This window comes from Nocardia asteroides, from assembly GCA_019930625.1.
Classification (GTDB): domain Bacteria; phylum Actinomycetota; class Actinomycetes; order Mycobacteriales; family Mycobacteriaceae; genus Nocardia; species Nocardia sputi.
Map to the genome: position 1 here is coordinate 1,564,390 of CP082844.1, position 23,510 is coordinate 1,587,899.

General features: G+C 67.0%; 22 protein-coding genes and 1 pseudogene. 12 read left to right on the forward strand and 11 right to left on the reverse strand.

All coding sequences use genetic code 11. From position 1 onward, the window contains the following. Positions 1-111: 111 nt before the first annotated feature. Positions 112-813, forward strand: a complete 702-nt coding sequence (locus tag K8O92_07330) for a 2'-5' RNA ligase family protein (protein ID UAK33738.1) — start codon at positions 112-114, stop codon at positions 811-813. A gap of 4 nt (positions 814-817) precedes the next feature. Here K8O92_07330 and K8O92_07335 read toward each other — a convergent pair whose 3' ends face one another. Further along, the gene (locus tag K8O92_07335) at positions 818-2,074 is read right to left on the reverse strand and encodes a hypothetical protein (protein UAK33739.1); all 1,257 of its coding nucleotides are present in this window, start codon (positions 2,072-2,074) and stop codon (positions 818-820) included. A gap of 357 nt (positions 2,075-2,431) precedes the next feature. Here K8O92_07335 and K8O92_07340 point away from each other — a divergent pair, with 357 nt between their 5' ends. The 4 genes from K8O92_07340 to K8O92_07355 all read left to right on the forward strand — a co-directional run bounded on the left by K8O92_07340 (position 2,432) and on the right by K8O92_07355 (position 3,883). Next, positions 2,432-2,758: a hypothetical protein gene (locus K8O92_07340; GenBank protein ID UAK33740.1), complete on the forward strand. Its 327-nt coding sequence runs from the start codon at positions 2,432-2,434 to the stop codon at positions 2,756-2,758. A gap of 5 nt (positions 2,759-2,763) precedes the next feature. Further along, positions 2,764-3,090 (forward strand): hypothetical protein, encoded by a 327-nt coding sequence (locus tag K8O92_07345; protein UAK33741.1) that lies wholly within the window; start codon positions 2,764-2,766, stop codon positions 3,088-3,090. Positions 3,091-3,160: 70 nt separating this feature from the next. After that, on the forward strand, positions 3,161-3,589 hold the full coding sequence (locus K8O92_07350; protein UAK33742.1) for a hypothetical protein: 429 nt from the start codon (positions 3,161-3,163) through the stop codon (positions 3,587-3,589). Positions 3,590-3,598: 9 nt separating this feature from the next. Further along, positions 3,599-3,883, forward strand: a complete 285-nt coding sequence (locus K8O92_07355) for a hypothetical protein (GenBank protein ID UAK33743.1) — start codon at positions 3,599-3,601, stop codon at positions 3,881-3,883. A gap of 232 nt (positions 3,884-4,115) precedes the next feature. Here K8O92_07355 and K8O92_07360 read toward each other — a convergent pair whose 3' ends face one another. From K8O92_07360 to K8O92_07390, 7 genes are all read right to left on the reverse strand, one after another. Further along, positions 4,116-5,225 carry a class I SAM-dependent methyltransferase gene (locus K8O92_07360; protein UAK33744.1) on the reverse strand — a complete coding sequence of 370 codons (1,110 nt, stop codon included), beginning with the start codon at positions 5,223-5,225 and terminating at the stop codon, positions 4,116-4,118. Positions 5,226-5,451: 226 nt separating this feature from the next. After that, complete coding sequence (locus tag K8O92_07365; GenBank protein UAK33745.1) at positions 5,452-6,069, reverse strand: hypothetical protein; 618 nt, start codon at positions 6,067-6,069, stop codon at positions 5,452-5,454. A gap of 80 nt (positions 6,070-6,149) precedes the next feature. Next, positions 6,150-6,665, reverse strand: a complete 516-nt coding sequence (locus K8O92_07370) for a flavin reductase family protein (protein UAK33746.1) — start codon at positions 6,663-6,665, stop codon at positions 6,150-6,152. Continuing rightward, positions 6,658-7,173, reverse strand: a complete 516-nt coding sequence (locus K8O92_07375) for an NAD(P)H-dependent oxidoreductase (protein ID UAK33747.1) — start codon at positions 7,171-7,173, stop codon at positions 6,658-6,660. The genes K8O92_07370 and K8O92_07375 overlap by 8 nt, the downstream gene beginning before the upstream one ends. A gap of 11 nt (positions 7,174-7,184) precedes the next feature. After that, positions 7,185-8,402, reverse strand: coding sequence for an SfnB family sulfur acquisition oxidoreductase (locus K8O92_07380; GenBank protein ID UAK33748.1), 1,218 nt, complete (start codon positions 8,400-8,402; stop codon positions 7,185-7,187). Next, positions 8,402-9,517: a dimethyl sulfone monooxygenase SfnG gene (gene sfnG / locus K8O92_07385; protein UAK33749.1), complete on the reverse strand. Its 1,116-nt coding sequence runs from the start codon at positions 9,515-9,517 to the stop codon at positions 8,402-8,404. Before sfnG ends, K8O92_07380 begins: the two co-directional genes overlap by 1 nt. 126 nt (positions 9,518-9,643) lie before the next feature. Beyond that, positions 9,644-11,029 (reverse strand): cadherin repeat domain-containing protein, encoded by a 1,386-nt coding sequence (locus K8O92_07390; protein ID UAK33750.1) that lies wholly within the window; start codon positions 11,027-11,029, stop codon positions 9,644-9,646. Between the two features lie 98 nt (positions 11,030-11,127). Here K8O92_07390 and K8O92_07395 point away from each other — a divergent pair, with 98 nt between their 5' ends. Next, the gene (locus tag K8O92_07395) at positions 11,128-11,610 is read left to right on the forward strand and encodes a GAF domain-containing protein (GenBank protein UAK33751.1); all 483 of its coding nucleotides are present in this window, start codon (positions 11,128-11,130) and stop codon (positions 11,608-11,610) included. Positions 11,611-13,028: 1,418 nt separating this feature from the next. Next, positions 13,029-13,403 (forward strand): hypothetical protein, encoded by a 375-nt coding sequence (locus tag K8O92_07400; GenBank protein UAK33752.1) that lies wholly within the window; start codon positions 13,029-13,031, stop codon positions 13,401-13,403. 463 nt (positions 13,404-13,866) lie between these two features. On the opposite strand, the gene K8O92_07405 is transcribed toward K8O92_07400, so the two are convergent. The 3 genes from K8O92_07405 to K8O92_07415 all read right to left on the reverse strand — a co-directional run bounded on the left by K8O92_07405 (position 13,867) and on the right by K8O92_07415 (position 17,087). Next, entirely contained in the window at positions 13,867-15,294 is a 1,428-nt protein-coding gene (locus tag K8O92_07405) for an LLM class flavin-dependent oxidoreductase (GenBank protein UAK33753.1), read from the reverse strand. Further along, positions 15,291-16,514 carry an acyl-CoA dehydrogenase family protein gene (locus K8O92_07410; GenBank protein UAK33754.1) on the reverse strand — a complete coding sequence of 408 codons (1,224 nt, stop codon included), beginning with the start codon at positions 16,512-16,514 and terminating at the stop codon, positions 15,291-15,293. The genes K8O92_07405 and K8O92_07410 overlap by 4 nt, the downstream gene beginning before the upstream one ends. Positions 16,515-16,613: 99 nt before the next feature. Beyond that, positions 16,614-17,087 (reverse strand): MarR family winged helix-turn-helix transcriptional regulator, encoded by a 474-nt coding sequence (locus tag K8O92_07415; protein UAK33755.1) that lies wholly within the window; start codon positions 17,085-17,087, stop codon positions 16,614-16,616. Positions 17,088-17,617: 530 nt separating this feature from the next. Here K8O92_07415 and K8O92_07420 point away from each other — a divergent pair. From K8O92_07420 to K8O92_07440, 5 genes and pseudogenes are all read left to right on the forward strand, one after another. After that, positions 17,618-18,751 carry a type III polyketide synthase gene (locus K8O92_07420; GenBank protein UAK35501.1) on the forward strand — a complete coding sequence of 378 codons (1,134 nt, stop codon included), beginning with the start codon at positions 17,618-17,620 and terminating at the stop codon, positions 18,749-18,751. 33 nt (positions 18,752-18,784) lie between these two features. Then, a pseudogene (locus tag K8O92_07425) lies at positions 18,785-19,488 on the forward strand (enoyl-CoA hydratase/isomerase family protein). Beyond that, positions 19,485-20,798, forward strand: a complete 1,314-nt coding sequence (locus tag K8O92_07430) for an enoyl-CoA hydratase/isomerase family protein (GenBank protein UAK33756.1) — start codon at positions 19,485-19,487, stop codon at positions 20,796-20,798. The pseudogene K8O92_07425 and the gene K8O92_07430 overlap by 4 nt, the downstream one beginning before the upstream one ends. Next, entirely contained in the window at positions 20,795-21,604 is an 810-nt protein-coding gene (locus K8O92_07435; protein UAK33757.1) for an enoyl-CoA hydratase/isomerase family protein, read from the forward strand. Before K8O92_07430 ends, K8O92_07435 begins: the two co-directional genes overlap by 4 nt. A gap of 49 nt (positions 21,605-21,653) precedes the next feature. Then, positions 21,654-23,459 (forward strand): thiamine pyrophosphate-binding protein, encoded by a 1,806-nt coding sequence (locus K8O92_07440; protein UAK33758.1) that lies wholly within the window; start codon positions 21,654-21,656, stop codon positions 23,457-23,459. Positions 23,460-23,510: the final 51 nt, after the last annotated feature.

Sequence of the window (23,510 nt, forward strand, 5' to 3'; positions counted from 1 at the left end):
ACCCAATGCGCGTTACCGTGCGTGCAGTTGATTCGGGCGAATCACCCCAGGTCAGGCGAGTGCAGATCCGTTGCCGGACAGCATCGATCGCAGATCCGTACACTCACCGGCGTGGTTCCGACCAAGCGCCCGTTCCCGTTGCTGCAGCCCGCATCGACGTCCGACCCGTCAGCCATTCGCGCCAACGATTGGACGGCGTTCCGCCAACTCGGGACCCTGCATGACCACTGGACTCTGAAGTCCTGGGAGCCTGGCCAGTCGGGCTACTACTGGTATCTCACTTTCGACGATCCCGCGCTGACTGATCTCGCCGAGCGGTGTCAGAAGAGTCTCTCCGACGACGGGATCGACCCGGTTCCTCTGGACGCTCTGCACATGACACTGCTGAGCGTCGGCAAGGTCGGCGATGTCTCCGGCGAACAGCTGGCGGGAATCGTCGACGCCGCCCGTGCACGGCTGGCGGGCGTCGGACCGTTCGACGTCGAGGTCGGGCCGCTGACGGGATCCCGTAGCGCATTGCGGTTCTCCGTCACTCCATGGGACAGCTTGCTCAAGCTGCACCGCACGCTGCGTGAGGCGACCGCCACGCACCGGCCGACGAGTCGCCTCGCCGAGACGACCGAGCTCCGGCCACACCTCGGGATCGGCTACATCAACCGCCCTCAGAACGCCGCGGCGCTGATCGCCGATGTCGCCGCGCTGCGAGACCTGCCGCCGGTCACCGTGCAGGTGAGCAAGGTCGACCTCGTCGAGTTGCGCCGCGACGGCCGCCAGTATCGCTGGATCGACCGCGCTGTGCTGCCGCTCGTTTGAGCGGCTACCCCTCTGGCGCAGAGAACTCCCGCGCGGAGGACGACCACTCATGCAGGAAGTCGAGGTACTCGCCCGACCCGTGGGCGGGGACCGCCCCCATGATCGCGCCGAGTTCGTGGGCTCGCTGCCAGACCGAGCGGATCGGCCGATCTCTGGACGCTTCGAGTGCCTCGACTCCGAGGCGCACAGCGCGCTCGACGTCGCGCCGCCGACCAGCGCCGAGCATCGCCGCAGCCATGTCGAGCCGCACCAAAGACCGGCTCCACACCGAGTCGGACTCGGCGACACGGTCTTCGACCTGATCGCCGTAGTCCAAGCAACGCTGATACTCCCCGGCCGAGAGGAACGCGGTAGCCGCGTTCGCCATCAGCCGCGCCTCACCGTATGGCTCGAAGGTCAAGGCGGGCGTCAGTCCTGGTCCCGTGTCGAGCGTGGCCGCAGTGGCAATCGCGGCGTCGATCGCCGCGGCGACACCGGCGGAGTCCCCGACTTTCCCGAGCGCGCGCGCCAGACCGTTCGAGTACAGGCGGATGGATTGCGGGCCACCGCTGGCTAGGTCCAACCCCTCATAGGCCGACCGAACAGCAGCCGCGTAGTCGTTTTGGTAGTAAGCGCAGAAGCTCTCGGTGCCCTTCACCCATGCCTGCAGATCCGTGTCTCCGAGCAGTTCTCCGATGGCGAACGCCTCACGGCAGTACATCCGAGCGTGACCGAATCGACCGCGGTTCACCGCCATGTAGCCGAGCACACCCGAAAGGCGACCCGCGATCGAGTACAGCGCGTGCAGTTGAGCGGGGTGCCGTCGCTGCCCCAGCATCACCTCGACTTGATGGCGCGCCGAGACTACTTCCGGGGCCAATAGGCGCGGCCCCTCCAGTTCGTAGCGGTCTACAACGTCATCGACCGCCAGTTTCAGGATGTCGACAAAGCTGCCGTCCGCGTCGAGTTCGGACAGGCCCTGCACCCGTCGGGCGATATCTGTTGGCGACTCGAAGGTGTCGGCCACCGTCCGCATGTGAGTTGGCCGTGGCTCCGGCATCAATGCAGCTTCGAACCGCGCCCGCTCGGAATCGGTCAGCCGGTCGAGCATGGTGTCCATCGCCGCGGCGTACTTGCCTGACAGCTCTATGGTTTGGCGGCGGCATTCCCACTTGCGCACCGCTGCGACGGTGAACCCGAGGATCTCGGCGAATTCCAGCTGACTGACACGCAATGCGGCGGTCCGTAATGCACGAACCTCGACCCCCGTCCACTTGGTCACGATCATCTGATCCGGCCCATCTGTGCGTCCGTCCGTGAACGTCAGCGTAGATGTTCCGTAGTAGTCGCGTGGATTCAATCGCCGGTATATCCGCTGGAAAGTGCTGGTAGGCACCCGACGCCGGGTGATGCCAGTCCATCGGCAGCACTGAGCCGACCGATGGCAAGAGCCCCGGCGCCGGGTGCACACCAACGCACCCAGCAGCGAGGACGGTATGACCGCAAAGGCAATCGGGTACCTGCGGCAGGATCTGGCAGCAGACCCTCAGCGAGACGCTACAACGATCCGCGAACTTGCCGAGCACGTCGGCTACACGCTCACATCGCAGGCCACGTCCAGTACCCGGAGGGCTGAGCGATGAGTCTCGGACCGAACGCACTCGGATTCCTGCGAGTCGACGTGCCTGGAGACCAGGGCGCGATCCGCCACCTCGCCACCCAGAACAACTACTTCCTGATCGACACACTGACGTTCGATACCAGCACGAAGACCATGGGTCTGATTCTCGTGCAAGCCATCCGCCAGGCGGACGCGGCCGCAGTGATCGCGCCAAGCCTTCACCATGCCGCGGGGCTCCGGCGGGCGATCACGGAACTGTGCGACCTCGTGACCCCCGAGCAGACGTACAAACGGGGGCACAAGTGGCCGTCGCAGATCCCGTCGATGTTCCCCTCCGGGATGTGATCGGCATGAACGGATGGGTCATCTTCGCGATCGGACTCGGCGCCGCGCTCGTCCCCATAGTGCCTGTAGTCGCGGCTTCGATGTGGTGGCAGGTTCCTGTCGACCCCGACACCGTTCGGGCGCGGGGAGCGGAGCGCCGAATGGACAACACGTTGTGGGCCACAGGGTTCCCGCACGACGCGCCGGATCACGAGCTCGGCGTCCAGGAGGCGCACCAAACGATGCAGCGGCATCGCGGGTGCCGCGCAGACGAGTGCCGACGTAAGGCGGCAGCACGGCAGACCCTGATCAGCGCGGGCCGGATGAAGCCCGACACCTCACGGGAGTACTGAGCATCCGCCACAGGGGGCGGTTCTGATCTCTCCCGTGGGGTGCGGGAGTCGTAGGTAATGGAGGATATCCGTGAGATACAACGCGATTCGCGCAGCCGTGACGGTTGTCTCTGTCAGCGCCACATTGCTCGGCGGGCAGACGCTCACCACCACACCAGTCGCGCAGGCAGCTGACCGTTCCTGCGCGTTCTCCTTCAACAAGGAGCCTTACCTGCTGCACAAAGCCGTCGTCGTCGGCGGAACAGTGAAATGCGACCCCGCCCCGCTCGAGTTCCACCTCACGTTGCAGCTGTGGTACCGGTCGAGCCACAGCAATCCCACGCCGAAGGGGGAGCCAGCCGTTGTTAAGGACATCCCTAAACCCACTCGCCACGTCGCCGCGATGGCGTTGGACTGCCTGCCCGGCGTGTGGCAGGGCAAAATCGTCATGCGGGCTGGCTGGGACACTGGGTCGAACGAGGTCCGCAAGGAGACAACGCCCACCATCATCCCGTGTTAGGTTGCCCCCGTGAAGCTGCTCTATATCAGTAGCGGCCCTGTCACCTGGTCGACACGCTGGCTCTGGTTACGCCAAACCCTGTACCTCCGGTTCCGGGGTGTCTCCCGCCCGCCCGGCTACACCAGGAAACTCCAGTGGAATTCTCGCCGCGAATACGGCGGCTGGGTCATCCGTCCATCCATCGGATGGCGTCGGATCCGCTGGATAACCCCACCGCTGCACTACACGCGCGCCATCCCCGCTGACGACATGGACGCCCTCGGCAGTTGGATGCTGGCGAAGCTGGAGAAGTAAGGCCGGCATATCGCGAATCATGCAGAAAACCGACGCAGCCCCAGTGAAAGACAGACGCACCCCAGCCGATCGATCGGCTGGGGCGCGTTCATCGGTGGGATCGGCCGCATCCGCAGAGCTTCCGGCAGTAACTGTCGGTGCCAGCGCGGTCACGGTGGCGGGCATCGCTGGCGGTGCGACGGCAATGTCTGCAACCCGGACGGGCATTTCCAGGACCTTTTCGGCACCCCACTCAACGAGGCGCCAGGCGGTAGAGGGACGTCACCTCCGCAGCTCGGGCGGTGTGCAGCGGTGAGGCCGGGTCGTGGGCTCGGCGGTGGGTGGGGCGCGTGTCCAGTCGGGCGATCACGCGGAGGTCGGCGGCGGTGATGCGGTCGAGTAGTTCGTCTCGGGTGCGTAGACCGAGGTGTTCGGGGAGGTCGGAGAGGATCAACCAGCCCTCCCCGCCGGGGCGTAGGTGGGCACGGAGGCCGGTGAGGAAAGCGTGCAGCATGGACGAGTTCTCGTCGTAGACGCCGGTTTCCAGAGCCGAGGTCGGCACGCCGGGGAGCCAGGGTGGGTTGCACACCACGAGGTCGGCCTTGCCGTCCGGGAAGAGCGCCGGGCCTCGCACGGCGACGGATGACAGGCCGATTCGGTCGAGATTGTCACGGGCGCAGGTCAGTGCCCGAACGTTGTTGTCGGTTGCGGTGATTCGCGTGCAGCCGCGGCGGGCCAGGACGGCGGCGAGAACGCCGGTGCCGGTGCCGAGGTCGTATGCGATGTCCGCCCGTGCGGGCAGTGGAGCGCCCGCGACGAGATCGATGTACTCACCGCGAACCGGGGAGAACACGCTGTAATGCGGATGGATGTGGTCGCCGAGGGCGGGCACGTACACGCCCTTCTCCCGCCACTGCGCCGCACCGAGCACGCCGAGCAGTTCGCTGAGCGCGACCACCATGTGCCCTTGCGGCGCGCCGTACGCCTCGATACAGGCGCGCCTCACGTCCGGGGCGCGGCGTAAAGCCAGCGAATAGTCGTCTTCCAGCAGCACGAGCAACTTGCCGAGAATTTGCGCGCGGCGACGACGCGACGCACGATACCGCCGGAACGATTCGGCGGGATCGTCGCTGGTCGGAAGCTTCCGCTCCACCCGCCGCCCCATCGCGCGCAACAGTTGCCGCGCATTGTGGAAATCACCGCGCCACAGCAGGCCGGTTCCCGCTCCGGCCATCCGGCAGGCCGCGTCGGCGGTCGTCCGATCGTCCGCCACCACGATCGACTCGGGTGACGAGGCGGCACTTTCGGAATGCCAGCGAGCGGTGCGGGATGTGTTGTCTTCGGTCCAGGAAATGGTGGACACCGAGTACTCCTCGTAATCGAACGTGCAAGGGCACGACGAGCACTTCGACGCGGCGTCGCGAAAAAAACCGTGCGGCTAGCGCACAGGAATCACTCGAGATTGATCTACACCCGCGCCGAAGTGCGCGGGTAATCGCCGAGAACCATGCCGAGCGTCACGACCAGGACCTTTCCGAAAGAGACATCCGAGTCTCCCACAGCGTCGAGAGCCGGAGGAATCCGCCTCGTCAGTCGGCGAGCAATCGTACGGCCGTGCGGATCGCCGCTTCGAAGCTGTCGCGGTTGCGCGAGTGGTTGATGCCGGGCGGGGACGGTGACGCGCCGTGTACCAGCTGAATGTCCGGACCGGTCAACGCCATCTTCATCCAGGCGTGCTGAGCGGGACGGCCGAGCAGGACGACCACGCGCAATTCGGGAAGCAACTCGAGCATTCGGCGCGTGTACGGCTCGGCCCGGCCGAGTTCGAAGCGCGAGGGAGTGTCACCCTTGATCGGAAACGGGCAGGCGTTCCAGGCGGTACAGCGTCTCCGGTCGAGACCGTACGCGGCGCAGGTGCGGAAGAAGTTCGCCGCTCCCGCGTCGTCGTTGTCCCAGCTGAGGAAACGCCTGTCGTGCAACTCGGGACTCGCGTCGCCCTCGGGCGCTTTCAGCACGAACAACAACTCTGCCGCGACGCCGCCGAACAGTGGATCGATGTATGGCAGATTATCCAGACCGGTATCCGCTTCTATGCGATCGACCAACTGGTTGAGCGCCCGAACGTGTGGCAGCTCGATCGCGGCGGCAGCCCGGTCGCGACGAATTCGCCGCTCACGCAATGCTCTCGGATGATCGGGGACTTCCATGGGCCACCTCGGAGGACCGCTGACAGCGCTACGAGAGTCACCCTACGCGCCGGCCATCCGGTATCGGACGATTCCGTCCGTCAGGCCGCCCCGTTCGCCGTTTCGGCGTGCAGCCGGCGGAAACGGCTGCCGTGGAAGACGAGGGGGTCGACGTCGGTGCGGGTGGCGATGCGGTGGATACGAAGGATGACGACGGCGTGGTCGCCCGCCGGGACGTGCGCCTCCTGGACGCCCTCGATCCAGGCGGAAGCGCCGTCGATGAACACGGCGTCGCCCGAGCCGCGGTGCAACCGGATATCGCGGAAGCGGTCGCCGTCACGGGTGCCGAGCGAGCGGGCGGCGGCCTGCTGATCGGTGCCCAGCAGGCTCAGGCCGAGATGACTCGCGGCGGCGAGCTTGGGCCAGGTGGCCGAGGAGTTCTGCACGCAGAACGAGACCAGCGGCGGGTCGAGCGAGACGGGAACGAACGTGCTCACCGCGAGACCGTGTGGCACACCGTCGATTTCGGCGCAGACCGCGACGACGCCGCTGGGGAAGTTGGCGAACGCGCGACGCAGACCGGCTCCGTCTGCGGGGAATTCGAACAGGTCATGCATGATTCGCAGCCTTCGAGCTGTGGGCCAGTGCCTGGGCGACCGAACGCCACCGACCACTGTACCGGTCGATGACGCCGTCCTCGGCGAATGTGCGATCGGACAGGTAGAGCCCGGGCAGCGCCGCGGTGGCCCCGATCTCCACGAGCACGGGCTTCAGCAGCAGGTCGGGCGCCAGAGCGTGGGCCGGTCCGGCGCCGAGCATCAACGGCACCGCGAGCACGCCTTCGAGTCCCGTTCCGCCTTCGAATTGTTCGAGGAACAACTTCAGCAGACCGGTGTAGGTCGCCTTGAAGGTCGGGCTGGCGAAGACGACGAGTTCCGAGTCCGCCACGGTGCGCACCGCCTCGGCCACGGCAGGGTCACCCCAGCTGAGCAGACCCGGACCGAACTCCACCAAGTCGATCACGGTGGGCTCCGCCTCCGGCCGCAACCCCTTCGCGACCAGCGTGGCCGCGGTGAGCGTGCGCGAAGCCGGTTTCGGGTTGCCGACGACGACAGTGACAGTCATTGCGTCTCCTCTCAGATCACGCCGTGCAGTGGCGGTGGTGCGTCGTGCAGCACGGCACGGCCGATGTGCTGGTATTTCCAGCGCACCGGGTCGTGCAGGGTGTGCGTGCGCGCGTTGCGCCAGAAGTGATGCAGGTTCAGATCCGCCGCGGCGCTGCGCGTTCCGCCGACCTCGAACAACGCGGCGGACACGTCGTTGGCGGCGCGGTCGGCGAGCACTTTGGCGGTCGCGACGGCCAGCGACGCCTCGGCGACGCGATCGGCGCTCGGATCGGTCCTGGTGGCCGCGTCCACCGTCCATCCGGCCGAAGCGAGGGTCGCCTCCGCGGCGGTGACCGCGACGGACAACTCACCGAAGCGCTGGACCAACAGCGGGTCGTCGACCGCGTTCGCGACCCCCGCCTCGAACCATGGACGACTCTTCGTGCGCACGAACTCCGTCGCCGCCGTGAGCGCGCCCCGGGCGATGCCGGTGTCGATGGCGGCGTGCAGCAGCTGGGCGAACGCGCCGTAACCGGTGGGCGCGCGCACCGCACCGGCACGGGGGATCACTTGATCGCGGTCGACCACCACGTCGTCGAAGGACACCGTTCCGCTGCCGGTTGTGCGCTGCCCGATCCCGTTCCAGTCGTCCACGACGCGCACGCCGGACGTGTTCGCGGGCAGGTAGGCGATGTACTCGCCCGGCTCGAGGCCGCTGTGCCCCGGCGGATCGTCCAGCCGGGTCAGCACCGCGAACAGGTCGGCGAACAGCGATCCGGTGCAGTAGTACTTCACGCCGTCCACGCGGAAGCGATCGCCGACGGGTCGCAACGTGGTCGATATCTCGGCTACCGTCGCGCCACCGCGCTCGGACTGCGCGTTGGCGATGCGCCCACCGTCGAGCACACGTCCGAAATACCGCTTCTGTTGCTGGTCCGTTCCCGCGAGCCGGAGCAGATTCAGATACACGAAGTGACTGTGCGGAATCTGCGCGATGTTGGGATCGGACGTGGCGAGAATCCGTGTCACTTCCGCGACCGCGCTCGGCGGAAGATTCGCGCCGCCGTGTGCGGCGGGCACCGTGATCGCGAGCAAGCCGCTGGCCGCCAGCCGATCGACCTCCGCGTACGGCAGCGCGCGGTCGCGGTCGCGCTGCGCGGCCCCCGTAGCGAAGTCGGCCGCGAGCCGCTGCGCGACGGCGAACGCCTGTGCCGCCGAGAGAATGCGATCGGCGGCGACCGCGGTCATCAGCTCACCGCCGCGACAGGTCGCTGCGCGGCTTCCAGCTCGCGCACCAGCGGGAGCACCTTCGCGCCGAAGTATTCGATCTCCTCCTGGAAGTGCAGGAAGCCGCCGAGGATCAAGTCGACGCCGAGCTGCTTGTAGGCGACGATCCGCTCGGCCACCTGCTCCGGCGTGCCGATCAGCTGGGTGCGGAAACCGTCGTTGTACTGCACCAGGTCTTCGAACGTGGAGTCGGCCCACATGCCCCTGCGGTCCTTGGTGGACGCGCCCGCCTGCTGCACCGCGTCCCGGAAGCCCTCCACCGCGGGCTTGTTCGCCTTCTCGATGATCTCGCGGAGCGTGTCGCGGGCCTCGGCCTCGGTATCGCGGGCGATGATGAAGCCGTTGAGGCCGAACTTCACCTCGCGGTCGTGGGCGCGGGCGACGCCGCGCAGGTCGTCGAGCTGTTCGGTGACGCCGTCGAAATCCTTGCCGTTGGAGAAGTACCAGTCGGCGTAGCGTCCGCCGTTGCGCCGGGCGGCCGTGGAGTTACCGCCTTGGAACAGTTCGGGATTCGGGCGCTCAGGCGTGTTCAGCGGCTTGGGCTTCAGGGTGAAGTCCCGGATGCGATAGAAGTCACCGCCGTAGTCCACGTTGTCCTCGGTCCAGATCTTGCGGATCACTTCGAGGAATTCCGCGCTGCGCCGGTAGCGCTCGTCGTGCTCGAGCCAGGGCTCGCCGAGCGCGGTGAACTCACCGGCGAACCAGCCGGAGACGACGTTGATGGCGAACCGGCCGCCCGACAGGTGGTCGGCGGTCGCGCCGAACTTGGCGAGCACGGCCGGGTGCCACAGCCCGGGATGCACGGCCGCGATGACCTTCAATCGTTCGGTGGCACCGAGCAGCGCGAGGCTGAACGAGGTCGACTCGTGCTGGAACTCCGCGCCGTAGGAGGCGGTGTAGCGCACCTGGGACAGCGCGTAGTCGAAGCCGTTGTTCTCCGCGGTCTGCGCGAGCTTCTTGTTGTAGTCGAAATCCCAGCTGGTGCGCTGTTCGATATCGCTGGTGACCAGTCCCCCGCTGACGTTGGGCACCCAGTAGGCGAACCGGATCTGTTCGGCGATCTGCTCCGTTGTCATAGCTGCTCCATGGTTTTCGGGGGTAGCCGTCGGATCGGAGGCCGGACGCCACGAATGCGTCCGGCGCTCCTTCCACTCCAGCACCGGCCCCCGATCGGGACGAGAGTTCGAATCCGTGCGATCGGATCAGGCGTCGGCGAGCGCGGGCGCGTAGCTCGACCTGGAGAACGTGCCCGCGGGTGCGAACCTGCCCAGCAGCTCGGCGGCGTCCACACCGGTGACCCGCGTGATGAACTCGTTGGCCGCTTCCGGCGAGTCGACGGGCAGGAACGGCTGCGGGCGATGCAGCAAGCCGACCAGCGCCGAGGCGAACGCCGGGTCGACGGCCGCCGCGGCGAAGAACGCGTTGCCGATGTCGGCCAGCTCGGGATCGCTGAGGAACAGCCTGGTCACTTTGTTGGCCGCGTCGGCGCGGGCGGCCAGGAACGCCGTGTACTGACCTGCGATCCACGCCTCGTCGAACGGTCCCTCGTGCACGGCGGCGGCCGCGACCAGCCGCTGCGCCTGGATCAGTCCGCTCTGCGCGCCCTGCCCGGCGATCGGGTCGTAGGCGATGGCGGTGTCACCGAGCGCGGCGACCGCGTGCCCGCCGGCCGTGCGCCCCACACCGGACCGCACGACCGGACGCACCGCGCCCTTCAGCCACGAGTGCGGGTCCTCCGGAATGGTCCGGGTGGCCAGCACTTCCGGCAGATCCCAGTCGATGTAGTCGCGGTAGAGGTCCTGCACGATGCGGTGCGCCGATTCGGCGGAGTCCGCGGCGGCGAAACGCTTCTCCCAGTCGCTGCCGGGACGTGCCCAACCCAGGAACGCCCAGCTGGGGCCGACGTCCTTGTGCAGGTAGGGACCCCACCACCCTTCGCCCTGCTCGACGAGGATGGAGAAGCCGCTGTGCGCGCCGCCTGCGACGCTGCGATGGGCGAAAACGCTCTCGTCGTGACCGATGCCGGTCACCGTGACGGTGAGCAGCGAGCGCTGCGGGGCGTCGTAAGGGGTGCGCTGCGCGTCGACGGGGAACAGGTCCGACAGACCGCCACGCCCGGTCGCGACCAAGGTGAGGTCGTTGGCCGCGGCGATGCCGTCGAGCGTCTCCGGCGTCACCTGCTCGACCAGGAACCGGCCGCCGCGCTCGAGAAACGCGGTGAGCCGCTCGTCGGACTTGAGCCGGGTGTCGACCGCGACGCCGACGTATCCGTCGAAATGGCCGTCGAACTGGATCAATTCGGCGCGCTCGGGTCCCGCGATGCGCACGCTCAGGCCGGTGTGGCGGGGCGCCCGCGCGGTGTAGCTGTCCAATCCGAGGGCGGCCTCGGCTTGCTGGGTCTCGCCGAATTCCAGCGCGGTGCCGGTGGCGGGCACGCCGTCACGCAAGGCTCGCTGATCACGCTCGCTGTAGAGGGCGACGTCGAAACCGGCGTCGAGAAGTCCTAGCGCCGCAGTGACGCCGGTCTGTCCGGCGCCGATAACCGCGGCCGAACGAGTGGAACGGGATACGGATTGCTGCGATGTCATGCAGGGATGATGCTGTGCCCGCATGGCGTTGCGAGAGTGTTGCGATCACCGAGAATCAATGGGCAGACAGCGCTTTCCGAGCGCGTACCATTCGGGCCATGTCGTTCGTCGTCGCCGAATTGACCGGAGACCGCACCGAGCAGTACCGTCGGCTCGCCGCGCAGGCCGAAGCGCTGGTCGAGGGCGAAACGGATCGTATCGCCAACGCCGCCAACCTCTCCGCGCTGGTGTTCCATGCGCTGCCCGATGTGAATTGGGTGGGTTTCTATTTCTACGACGGACGCGAACTGGTCGTCGGCCCGTTTCAGGGCAAGCCCGCGTGCGTACGCATCGCGCTCGGAAAAGGCGTGTGCGGCACTGCGGCGCAGACCGGACAGACTCAGTTGGTGCCGGATGTGCACGCGTTCGACGGCCATATCGCCTGTGATGCCGACACGCGTTCGGAAATAGTGGTGCCCTTGGTGCGGGACGGAGTACTCGTCGGGGTGCTCGACCTCGACAGTCCGCGCCCCGGGCGTTTCGACGAAGTCGATCGTGCGGGATTGGAAGCGGTAGCCGAAATATTCCTCGCCGCGATCTGATCGCCTCGCGGGCAAAGACCCGCCGGGCGGCGCCGAGCAGGGTTTCCGGCGCCGCCCGACTACGTTACGGAAGCACGTCGGCCGCATCGGCGGGAGCACCTCGCGGCGGCACCGCGGGCACCGGTAGTCGTACTGCGTGCCGTAGCGCACTGCCCCGGACAACGGCACCCCGGTCTTCCACGACCAGACCGCCTCGACGTCGTCGTGCGAGGGGATCCTCGCCTGGGCGCGGGATGTGTGCGGGGGTCGCCGTAGTATCGGCCGAGAATCGGGCGGATATGGCTTGGCGGGCTGGTAGAGAACGTTTTCGTGTTCGGGGTCGGGTGGGTTGGGTTGGTGCTTGGGATCGGCTGCCGATGAGGGTTTGGTTCGGCTTCTGGTAACGCGCCATCGCTGCTGGTCGGACCCTTGTCGTTGTTTTCCGCGCGAGTACTACCAGGACCCTTTACCGGCTCTCGAGGTGGGGTCGTACAGGGTTTAGCGGTCGGATAGCATGCTTCGAGGGCATGCAACGGAAGGTCACCGCAAAGGTTCGATTCATGTGGGCCAGACACCTGCTTCGCGAGGGCGCCCAGCGGATCGGTCGAAGTTTCGGAAGGTTCACCCAGGGACACAAATCCTTCTCCGATGACATGACCGGGGAACTTCGCTCGGGGCTCGACGAACTCGAGGCAAAGGACGCACAAGGCGGCGATCGGGTCGCTCGGTCGATGGGAGATACGGCCGGGTCCGAAGGCGGGCCGGGGAAACCCGACACCCCGACGGTCGTCCGTCGTGTCTGCCCGGCCCCTCCTGACGAGCGAACTCTCGCGACGGCCAGGCAGGACTTGGACCGCAAACTACGCGAGCGGTTCGGAGACCGCGGCCCCACAGAGTTCGAGCTGGAGGACTTACGGGACGAGCCCTGGTCACGACTCGAGCAGTACGCTCACATTCATCGGAATATGGAGCAGTTGGCGTCCTCGCTCGGTCGAAGTCTCGACGATGTGCGGACGCAGATGAGAAACGAGTTGCGAACCGCCCTCGAAGGCCAACCGGTGGTGATCCGAGTGCCGACCGAGCGGGACTTGATCTCCATACTCGGTGAGGGCCATTACAAGCCGGTCTGGAACGACAGATGGCGCGAACACGACGAAAGCCAGTGGTTCGGTCGGGAATTCGTAGCCGGACGCTCCCCCGTCTACGGTTCTGTCGCCGTCGGGGGCGTGCGTCCTGCCGGACCTCTCCTGGATGGCTTAGGACCGGATTTCTTGACCAGGGAGTACGGCCGTTACCAGCTCTACCTGACGCCTGACGTTCGTGAACGCACCGCCTTCGTTGTCGGTGACTCGGGCGTACACAAGCCATACGCAATTCCGTCCCCGCTCACCGATCCCCTCGAATGGTCCTATCACGCCCGAGCGCGGTCTGCCGATCCCGTGCTGAGCGGCGTCGGCCGCGACTACGACGGTCAGCCGTTCAGATCGAGGCAGCATGTCGAAGCGCAGATCCTCGGCGACGTCACGACGCCGGATTTCGATCTTGTGGTGCTACCCGAAGCACCCGGCCCGCAGTTGCGCGCCGCCCTGCAAGGCTCGGGCGTCGATTGGCGGGTGGTGACCAATGAGACCATCGCCCGTGAAGGCACCCCGCTCGAACGAGCTTCGGCGATCCGACGGACCGCCGAAGACTTGCAATGGGCGCAAGAAGGAACCAACTCCGCCGTGTCCGAGGGCTCCAGGAACGCTTATTCGAGTCTGGAACAGACCCTCCGTGCGGATCTCGACCGGTTGCTGGCAGCACGTACAACATGAGCACAGCAACCCCCAGCTACAAAGGGTCGCGGTAGTAATCGCCGAAAAACAACATATGCTCGTTCTCCCTGGTCAGTGCGACCGCAAATACACGCCTAGGGGGTATACGTTGGCACACCCTTTGCACCATGCCTCCCAACTTTCGTCGCCGTGTTGGTAGCCGTAACCGTCCGGGTACCGCTGCGACGGCTCAGGTGCGCGAGCCCAGCGCAGCCCGTGGGCTTCGACGAAGTCGTTGACCGCGGCCAGCTGGCCGAGAGAGGTCGCCAGTTCTGGAAGCCGACCTTCATAGATCTCGGCGGCTGTCGATGCCGGGCCGAAGACCCGCTCGGCCTGTCGCTCCGGTGACCGGTCCGGTACAGGGGCTCTTACGTGCACGCGCTGAGCCACATCGCCGAAACCCGCCTCGGCGCCGACCGCCGCGCCGGAATCACCGCAGCCGCGCCACGACTCGCCCCCGGTGTCACCGACGCCGACGCGCTGCTCCCGGCCGCGACACCGCGTCCGGCAAGGCGGTCGATCCGGAACCTCCCAACCGGTAACTCGCGCCACGATGGTCCGTGGGTAACCGGTCGCCTGCGCCGAACAGGGCGTTGCGCAGCGTGCCGGGCACGTACTCCTCCGCGTACGCGCCACGGGCGGTCAACACCGGAACCACGTGCCGGACGATGTCTTCGAAGGATCCCGGCGTGATCGCGTAGGCGAGGTTGCCGTCCAGATCGGTCTCGGCCGCCCATTCCTGGAGCAGGTCGGCGACCGTCTCCCCGGAACCGACGAACACCGGACCCATACCGCCGATGCCTGCCCACTTGCCGATATCGCGGACCGTCCACTCCCGCCCGTCGTCGTCGAATTCCTGGAACGCCGCGACCGCCGACTGGATCGCGTTGCTCTGCACCTCGCCGATCGGGTCGTCGAGGTCGTAGCGGGAAAGATCGATGCCCATCCATCCGGACATGAACACCAGACCGCCCTCGACGCTGGCGTAGGACAAGTACTCCTCGTGCTTGCGCCGCGCCGCCTCGTCGGTCGCGTCGGTGATGATCGTCGCGAGCGCGTAGACACGCGCCGAGTCACGCGCGCGGCCCGCCGCTTCCAGCGCGTTCCTGATCCGGGACACCGTCTGCGCGAGCACGCGTTTCGACGGGCCGGCGATGAAGATGGCCTCGGCGTTCTCGGCCGCGAACCGTACCCCGCGCGGCGACGCTCCCGCTTGATAGATCACCGGCGTGCGTTGCGGCGACGGTTCCGAGAGGTGGATGCCGGGCACGGTGAAGTGCGTGCCGCGATGGCCGATGTGGTGCACCTTGGCCGGATCCACGTAGATGCCCGCCGCCCCGTCGCGGACCACCGCGTCGTCCTCCCACGAGCCTTCCCACAACTTGTACAGCACCTCGAGGTACTCGTCGGCCTGGTCGTAGCGCTCGTCGTGGTCGAGCTGGTCGGCGGCGCCGAAATTACGCGCCGCCGAGGGCAGGTAACCGGTCACCACATTCCAGCCGAGCCTGCCGTCGGTGAGATGGTCCAGGGTGGAAAGCCGCCGCGCGAACGGGTACGGGTGCTCGAATCCGGTGCCGGTGGTGATGCCGAACCCGAGATGCTCGGTCACCGCGGCCATGGCCGAGACCAGCAGCAACGGGTCGGCCACCGGAATCTGCGCCCCCTGGCGCAGCGCGGCGGCGTCGTCGCCGCCGTAGACGTCGTAGGTGCCGAGGACGTCGGCGATGAAGATGCCGTCGAAGCGCCCCCGTTCCAGCAGCCGCGCCAGCTCGGTCCAGTAGCCCAGCTCCTTGTAGCGGTGCGACTGGTCATCCGGGTGCCGCCACAGCCCGGGTGACTGATGGGCGACACAATTCATGTCGAAGGCGTTGAAGCGGATCCGGCGGGTCACTGCGCGGCTCCCCTGGCGGGCGTGCGCTCGCCCGCGCTCCAGGCGAACGGCAGATCGACGCCGTTGAGCAGGTGATCGCCGACCGCCCGCGCCTTCTGGATCGCCGGATTGTGCACCGAGATGGTGCGAGCGTTGCGCCAGTGCCGATCCAACCGCAGCCGTTCGGAGACCACCGAAGCGCCACCCACTTCGAACAGCAGCGAGGTGGCGGGCAGCACCAGGTCGATGACCGCGAGCTGGGCTTGCGCCGCGGCGAGTTCGGCCGCCACCACGGCACCTTCGTCGTCCGCGCCACCGGCCAGCACCTCGTCGAGCACATCGGCGACGGCCAGCACACTGGCTTCGGCGGCGAACGCGGCCGCCGACAGCCGCCCGATCACCTGCTGCACCAGCGGATCGTGCCTGGGCAGATCGGCGGCGGAATGCGTGTAGCCCCGAGTGCGCGCCGCGACCCATTCCCGGACGTCGCGCTCGGCGCGCTTGGCGATGCCTGCGAGCACCGCCAGTTGCACCAGTTGCAGATAGGAGGTGGCGTAGGTCGGGCCGGGCGCGCCGTAGCCCGGACCCAGGATTCGGTCCTCTGTCACCACCACGTCGGTGAATTCCGTGGTGCCGCTGGCCGTCAGCCGCTGCCCGAAGCCGTCCCAATCGTCGTGCCGGCGTACACCTTCGGCGTGCGCGTCCACCAGCACCCCGACGCGCTCACCGTCACGGTCGGCGGCCGCCAAGATGTAGTCCGCGTACAGCGATCCCGTGCTGTAGTACTTCACACCGTTGAGCAGCCACCGTTCCCCGTCCTGGGTCAGTGTGGTGCGGTAGCGGTCCACCGCGCCGACGCCCGCTTCGGTGATCGCGTTGCCCACCAGCGTGCCGTCGGACACCGCGCGCAACCAGCGCTCCCGCTCGGCCCCCTGGCCCGACAGCAACTGGTCCTCGACGAACGAGAAGTGGACCCGCAGCGCCTGCGGCAGGTTCGATTCGGCGGCGGCGAGTTCTACGAGCAACCGGAACAGCTGCCGGACGGTGACGCCGTACCCGCCGAACTCGACCGGAACGCGCAGCGCGCCGAACTTCGCCGCGCGCAGCAGGCCCACCTCGTCATAGGGCAGGGTTCGATCGATCTCGCGCGCCACGGCGCCCTGGGCGATGCGGTCGAATATCGGTCCGAAGATCGCATCCAGTTCGGCGTCGGTGGTGGATTGGGCCTCGGTGGTCGTCATCAGCCCACCATCGCGCACCCCGGCCGGGTGCTCACGAGTTGCGCGCAGCGCGATCGAAATGGGGGCCTGCACCTCCTGCCCAACTCCGGCGCCGGTCGCTCACCGCTGATCGGTGCGGGCCGGCGTGGCCGGTGGGATCCCCGCGAGGCTTTGCAGCAAGGCGAGGGCACGGGGATGGTCGTCCGGTTCGAGTACCTCGAACAGGATGCGCTGAACTTCATCGGCTTTCGACAGCAGCTGCGCGTATTCCCGGCGTCCGGTGCGGGTGAGGGCGATCCGCCGTTCCCGCTTGTCGGCGGGGTTCACCGATCGTTTGATCAGATTCTTGCGCTCCAGTGAGGCGGCGGCTTGCGCCATTGTCGAGGTGTCGGTCCGGACTCGGACGGAAATCTCGTGCTGGGTCGAGGGCCCGTCGCTGTAGACGACGTTGAGAATGGCGAACTGCGTCGGCGTGATCGAGTCACCCACCGTGGCGTGCCAGATGGAATTGTGCCGCTGGTAGAGCAGCCTGATCAAGTGTCCCGGCGTCTCCGCGAAGACGTGCGGCACCAGCGCCGAGGTGAGTGACTCCATTCGCTGATTAGACCACGGTCACACCGATCACCGGCGTGGGTCGGTCACTTGTCCAGGCGAATCTACGGCCACTGAAAGATGGTCGATAGTACGTTTACGGACGATCTTCTGTGCGGCAGTCTGGCACGAAATATGCTCTTGCACAACATGTTTCGACATGTCTCCACCGACGATCGGGGTACACCCCTAACGTTTAGGGGTTGCCACCCCTGATCGAGCAGGGGTACTGTTCGGAACCGATCGAGGTTTCGCTTCCGGGCCTGACCAGAAGCCGAACCACCACATAGCCGCCATGCGGCTGTGCCGAATTGATCAACTGCTCGGGGGGAATGGGGGTGGCATACCAATTTATTCGATGTGCCCTGCTCGATGAATGCGTAGCACGCATTCACGGGCGATAACAGTCCGACTTACTGTCGTCTGCCGGCTGCCATGTAGCGCCGGCCGTAAACGCATCGCATTTATCGGTCTCTCGCGCCCGCACGATTGCGCGCCTCCACTTATCAGCACAGGAACTGAGCATGACGACCATGAGCACCGCCCGGGTCGAAGCACTCGAGCAGAACCTACGCAGCCACACCCAGCGGGTGGCCACTCCACCGAAGTTGCTCGGAGTGGCCACAGCCAACCCGCCGGATCGCTACAACCAACGTGAACTCATCGATCTGCTGAAGATCACCGACCCGAAGATCCGGGGCGTCTTCCTCAACGGCGGCATCGAGCAACGACATCTGACCCTGCCCCCACGGGGCGACGACGGCGAGTTCCGAGTCGAAACCCAGGGCGAGCTGCTGGAGAAACATCGCCGTCAGGGTGTGCGCACCGGCGCCGACGCACTGCGCCGATGCCTGCGCGAAATCGGTCGTGAACTGCACGAAGTGCGCTATCTGGTGGCCGTCACCACCACCGGATTCCTCACGCCCGGCTTCAGTGCGCTCCTGATCAACGAGTTGGGCCTGGATCCGGACACGGCCCGGCTGGATGTGGTCGGCATGGGCTGCAACGCCGGGCTCAACGGACTCGGCGCCGTGGCCAACTGGGCGTCCGCGCATCCGGGCGAGCTCGCTCTGCTCGTCTGCTCCGAGGCATGCTCGGCGGCCTACGTTTTCGACGGGACGATGCGCACCGCGGTGGTGAACAGCCTCTTCGGCGACGGTGCGGCCGCGTTGGCAGTGCAGGCCGGCGCGGGCAGCGGCGCGGCGGCGCGGGCGGGTTCGAGCCCGACGCCTTCGCTGCTGACCACCAGCAGCTACATGATCCGGCACGCGGTCGGCGCGATGCGCTACGACTGGGACGAGGACGCCGGGAAGTTCAGTTTCTACCTCGACAAGGAAGTGCCCTACGAGGTCGGCGCGCACGCCGAGATCGTGATCGACAAGCTGTTGCACGGCACCGGATTACGTCGCAAGGACATCGCGCACTGGATCGTGCACTCCGGCGGCAAGAAGGTCATCGACGCGGTCAAGATCAACCTGGGTCTCACCGCCCACGATCTTCGCCACACCACCGGGGTGATGCGCGATTTCGGCAACCTTTCCAGCGGCTCGTTCCTGTTCTCCTATCAGCGGCTGCTCACCGAAGGCCGGGTCCGCCCCGGCGACTACGGCGTCCTCATGACGATGGGCCCGGGTTCGCAGATCGAGACCGCTCTGCTCCGCTTCTGATCCACGGCGATCGCACTACACACAGGGGGAACGATGACTACATCCAACGGGTCCGGCACCAACGTCCTAGCCGCGGTGATACCGGCCGATCAACCGCTGTCGGCCGAGCTGATCGACGCGGTCACCACGATCGCACTGCGCGCCGAAGACGCCCCGCGAGACCGGCCGCACAGTGTCGTCCTGTACATCAGGGGGCCGGAGGCGGGCCACGATTTCTCCTGGCCCGGTGCGGTGGACATCGGCACCGTCGGCAAGTGGGAAGGCGCCTTGCGACGGTTGGAACAGGCGCCCGCGCCGATCGTCGCCGCCGTCGACGGCGATGCCTACGGTCCCGCGGCCGAGCTGCTGCTCGTCGCCGACTACCGCATCCTGCGATCGGGGTCGGTTCTCGGATTCGTTGCTTCCGACGGAGGTAGCTGGCCGGCCATGGCGCTGCATCGGCTGGTCGCCCAGCACGGCGCGGGGCTCGCCAGAACGCTCGCGATACAGGGCCGCAGCCTCTCGGCATCCCAAGCGCTCGAGCACGGCTTGGTGGACGCGGCGATCGATGACAGCGCCGAAGCCGAAACCCAAGCGATCCAGGCAGGTCTGGCGCTGTTCGAGGCGCCGCGGGGTCGGAGATCGCCATCCGCAGGCGCCTGGTCCTGGATGCCGCGGCCACCCGATTCGAAGACGCGCTCGGGGCGCATCTGGCGGCATCCGACCGCGCCCTGCGTCGGCTCGGGAGCACCTTGTGACCACACTGCCGCAGTTCATCGGCGATCTCGGATACGACAAGGCCGCATTGCAGGACGCGGCCGCCGAATGCGGCCGCGTCCTAGCCGAACTCGGGCCCGTCGCAGGCCGCGACGATGCCCAGGCCGCACGAGCCGCGCAAGCCCTCGATGCTTTGCGAGCCCAACGCCGGGCATTCTTACGCGCGCATCTGCACGAGGTGTATCTCGCCGCCACCGACAATCTGCGTGAATCGCCGCGGTTGACCGAGCTCGCCGCCGCCGTCACCACCTTGTTCCCCGGTCTGCTCCCCGACCCTGGTCAGCTCGCCGCGGACGCCGCGGCGGTGCAGGCGCACAAGGAAGGCTGGGAGGTCGACCAAGGGATCTTCTTCCACGCGGTGTTCGCCGACCCGATCGCCGGGAACCACCTGCTCGACGCGATGCGCAGGCCGACCCGCCGCGCACAGGCGCTGCTGCCGGATTTCGAGAGCACCGGCCGGATCACCTTGCCCGCGGCGACGCTGACCCGGTCCGGCCACACCGCGACCATCACGATCACCAATACCCACTGCCTCAACGCCGAGGACAACCAGCACGTCGCCGACATGGAAACCGCGGTCGACCTGGTGCTACTCGACGACCGGTCCAAGGTCGGGGTGGTGCGAGGCGGCGAGATGAACCACCCGCGCTACCGCGGCAAACGGGTGTTCAGTGCGGGCATCAATCTCACCCGGTTGCACCAGGGCAAGATCTCCTACGTCGAATTCCTGCTCGGCCGTGAGACCGGGTACATCGCCAAAATCCTGCGCGGCCTGTCCACCCTCGGCGATTCCGCCGAATGGCCCCCGCGGTTGCACACGAAACCGTGGATCGCCGCCGTGGACACCTTCGCCATCGGCGGCGGCGCGCAACTGCTGCTCGTCTTCGACCGCGTGATCGCCGCCGCCGACAGCTACTTCAGCCTCCCGGCGGCACAGGAAGGCATCGTGCCGGGCGCGGGCAATCTCCGGCTGGGGCGCGGCTCGACCTCGCGGCTTTCGCGCGAGGTGATCCTTTGGGGCAAGCGGATCCACGCCACCGAACCCGCCGCGCTATACGTCTTCGACAGCGTCGTCGAACCCGACGCGATGGACACCGAGATCTCCCGCGCCGCCGAGCAACTGGCAGCCGACGCGGTGGTCGCGAACAAACACATGATCGTGACCGCCGAGGAACCGCAAGACACGTTCCGCTCCTACATGGCCGAGTTCGCCCTGCATCAGGCGCTGCGGCTCTACGGCGTGGACGTGCTGGCGAAAGTGGGCCGGTTCAGCGCGGGAGCGCGGCAGTGACACCGCTGCCGGACCTGACCACCGTGGTCTACCGCAAGCAGGGCCGGGTCGCCACCGTCGAGCTGGATCGCCCCGACGTGCTCAATGCGATGAACTCGCGGATGCACACCGAGCTGGCCCAGGTGTGGGACGACATCGAACGCGACGATGAGATCTGGGTGGCCGTGCTCAGCGGTCGCGGCGGGCGCGCGTTCTCGGTCGGGCAGGACCTGAAGGAGCTGTCCCAGCGCGTCGCCCACGGCGAGGGATACTCGACGTTCGGCAGCGCGGGCAGACCCGGCCATCCCCGGATCACCGATCGGTTCGGCTTCGCGAAGCCGCTGATAGCCAAGGTCGCCGGCTACGCACTCGGCGGCGGTTTCGAACTCGCGCTCGCCTGCGACATCGTCGTCGCCGCCGACAACGCCGAGTTCGGGCTCACCGAAGCCAAACTCGGCCTGATCCCCGGCGCGGGCGGAGTGTTCCGGTTACCCCGGCAGGCGCCCTATCGGATCGCGATGGGGCATCTGCTCACCGGCCGCCGGATGACCGCGGCCCGCGCCGCCGAACTCGGCCTCGTCAACGAAGTTGTCGCCGTCACCGACCTCGACGCGTGCACAGATGCCTGGGTCGCCGACATCCTCGCCTGCGCCCCGCTGTCGGTGCGGGCCATCAAAGAGGCCGCGGCCGCGGCTTCCACCATGCCACTGCCCGAGGCGTTCACCGCCCGATACCACTGGGAGACCTTGCGCGCAGGCTCCGCCGACGCCAGAGAAGGGCCGCGCGCGTTCACCGAGAAAAGACCACCGAGCTGGACCGGCCGCTGAGCCGCGTCACTACCCGGGTGCAGACAGACCTATCAGGAACGAAAGGGACATGACCTCTACACCGCCCCGCAGGCTGGGCCGCGACATCATCTTCGACTATCTGCGTGAGGTGGGCACCGAATATGCCTTCGGTGTTCCCGGCACGCACGAGATTCCATTGCTCGACGGGACGACCATTCCGGAGAACGGTGTGGAGTACGTGCCGTGCCTGCACGAGAACATCGCGCTCGGCGCGGCCATGGGCTATGCCCGGATGTCGGGACGTCCCGGCGCGGCGATCGTCCACATCACCCCCGGCACGGCCAACATCATCGGCAATCTGTTCAACGCCTACCGATCCAACATCCCGCTCATCGTGCTCTGCGGACAGCAGCACAGTGAGCTGCTGATCCAGGAACCGATCCTGGCTTCCGATCTGGTCCACACCGCCGAGCAATACACGAAGTGGGCCCACGAGATCCGCAGTGTCGACGAAATGCCGCTGGTGCTACAGCGCGCGTTCAAGGAACTCCTGGTTCCGCCGTTCCGGCCGGTATTCGTCTCGCTGCCGTGGAATTTCCTGCTCGAAGCGCCCACCATGCAGGAGCCTGGGCGGGTGACACGCATCGCGCACGCGGTAGCGGCCGACCCGGCCGGTGTCGCGGACGCCGCCCAACAGCTCGCGCAGGCGAAGAATCCCGTGGTGCTCGTCGGGGACGGGGTCGGCGAGGCGAACGCATGGCCGGAGATCGAGCGCCTGTCCCATGTGCTGGGCGCGGCGGTGTACTCGGAGAACCAGGCCAGCCGCATGAACTATCCGAACGATCTGCCGCACTGGCAGGGCGAGCTCGTGCCCACCCAGGACGGGGTACACATGCAGCTGGCCGATTTCGACACCATCTTCCAGGTCGGCGTGAACTCCCAGGCCCAGATCCTGGTGTTCCGCTGGGAGAAGGGCCCGATCATCCCGCCCGCGCTCACGCAGGTGACGCTGCACAACGACCCGTGGGAGATCGGTAAGAATTCTTACGCGAGCGTCGGTGTGCTCGGCGACATCAAACGCAGTCTGCCGCTGATCATCGACGCCGTCGTCGGCCACCCCGCCTACGACGAATCCGCGGCGGCACAGCGCAATAGGCGGATTCTCGAGCTCGACGCCCGTCGCGACAAGGCGTTCACCGCGGCCGGGGCCACGGCCCCCGGGCACGAACCGACGATTCCGGACTACATCGTGCCGATGAAGCTGGCCGAGGTGCAGAAGACACTCCAAAAACCGCTGACCGTCATCAACGAGGACTTCGCGATCTCGGCGGCGATTCAGAAGGCGATCGCCTACGACGCACCCGATTCCTATTTCTGTACCTCCGGCGGGTCGCTCGGATTCTCCCTGCCCGCGTCGATAGGTATCGCCCTCGCCGTGGGTAAGCGCCGCTACGTCGTGACCATAGTCGGCGATGGTTCGGCCCTGTTCCACACCAACTCGTGGTGGACGACGAGCAAATACGCGCTGCCGGTGCTGTATCTGGTGATGAACAACCACGAATACAAGACCCTCATGACCGGTCTTTCCGCCCTCGGACAGATCTACGGCTGGGAGCCGACCAGCGACGCGTGGTACCTGCGATTGGGCCGGCCTACCCAAGATTTCGCCGAGATCGCCGAGACATTCGACATCGAGGGCGAGGTGGTGACCAAGACCGCGAAGCTCACCGATGCGCTCGAGCGCGGGTTCAAGGCCCTCGACAAGGGCGAACCCTACGTGATCGACATCCGTATCGCCTCGGCGTCCGCGCCGCCGATCGACATGCTGCTGGCCGACAACCCCGACGTCGACCCGGTTCTGGTCGAACGGCTCCAGTCCATGGGTCCGCCGTGATCCGCGAGACCGCCACGTCGTGCTCCCGCGCCATGCGCGGGAGCACCGCAC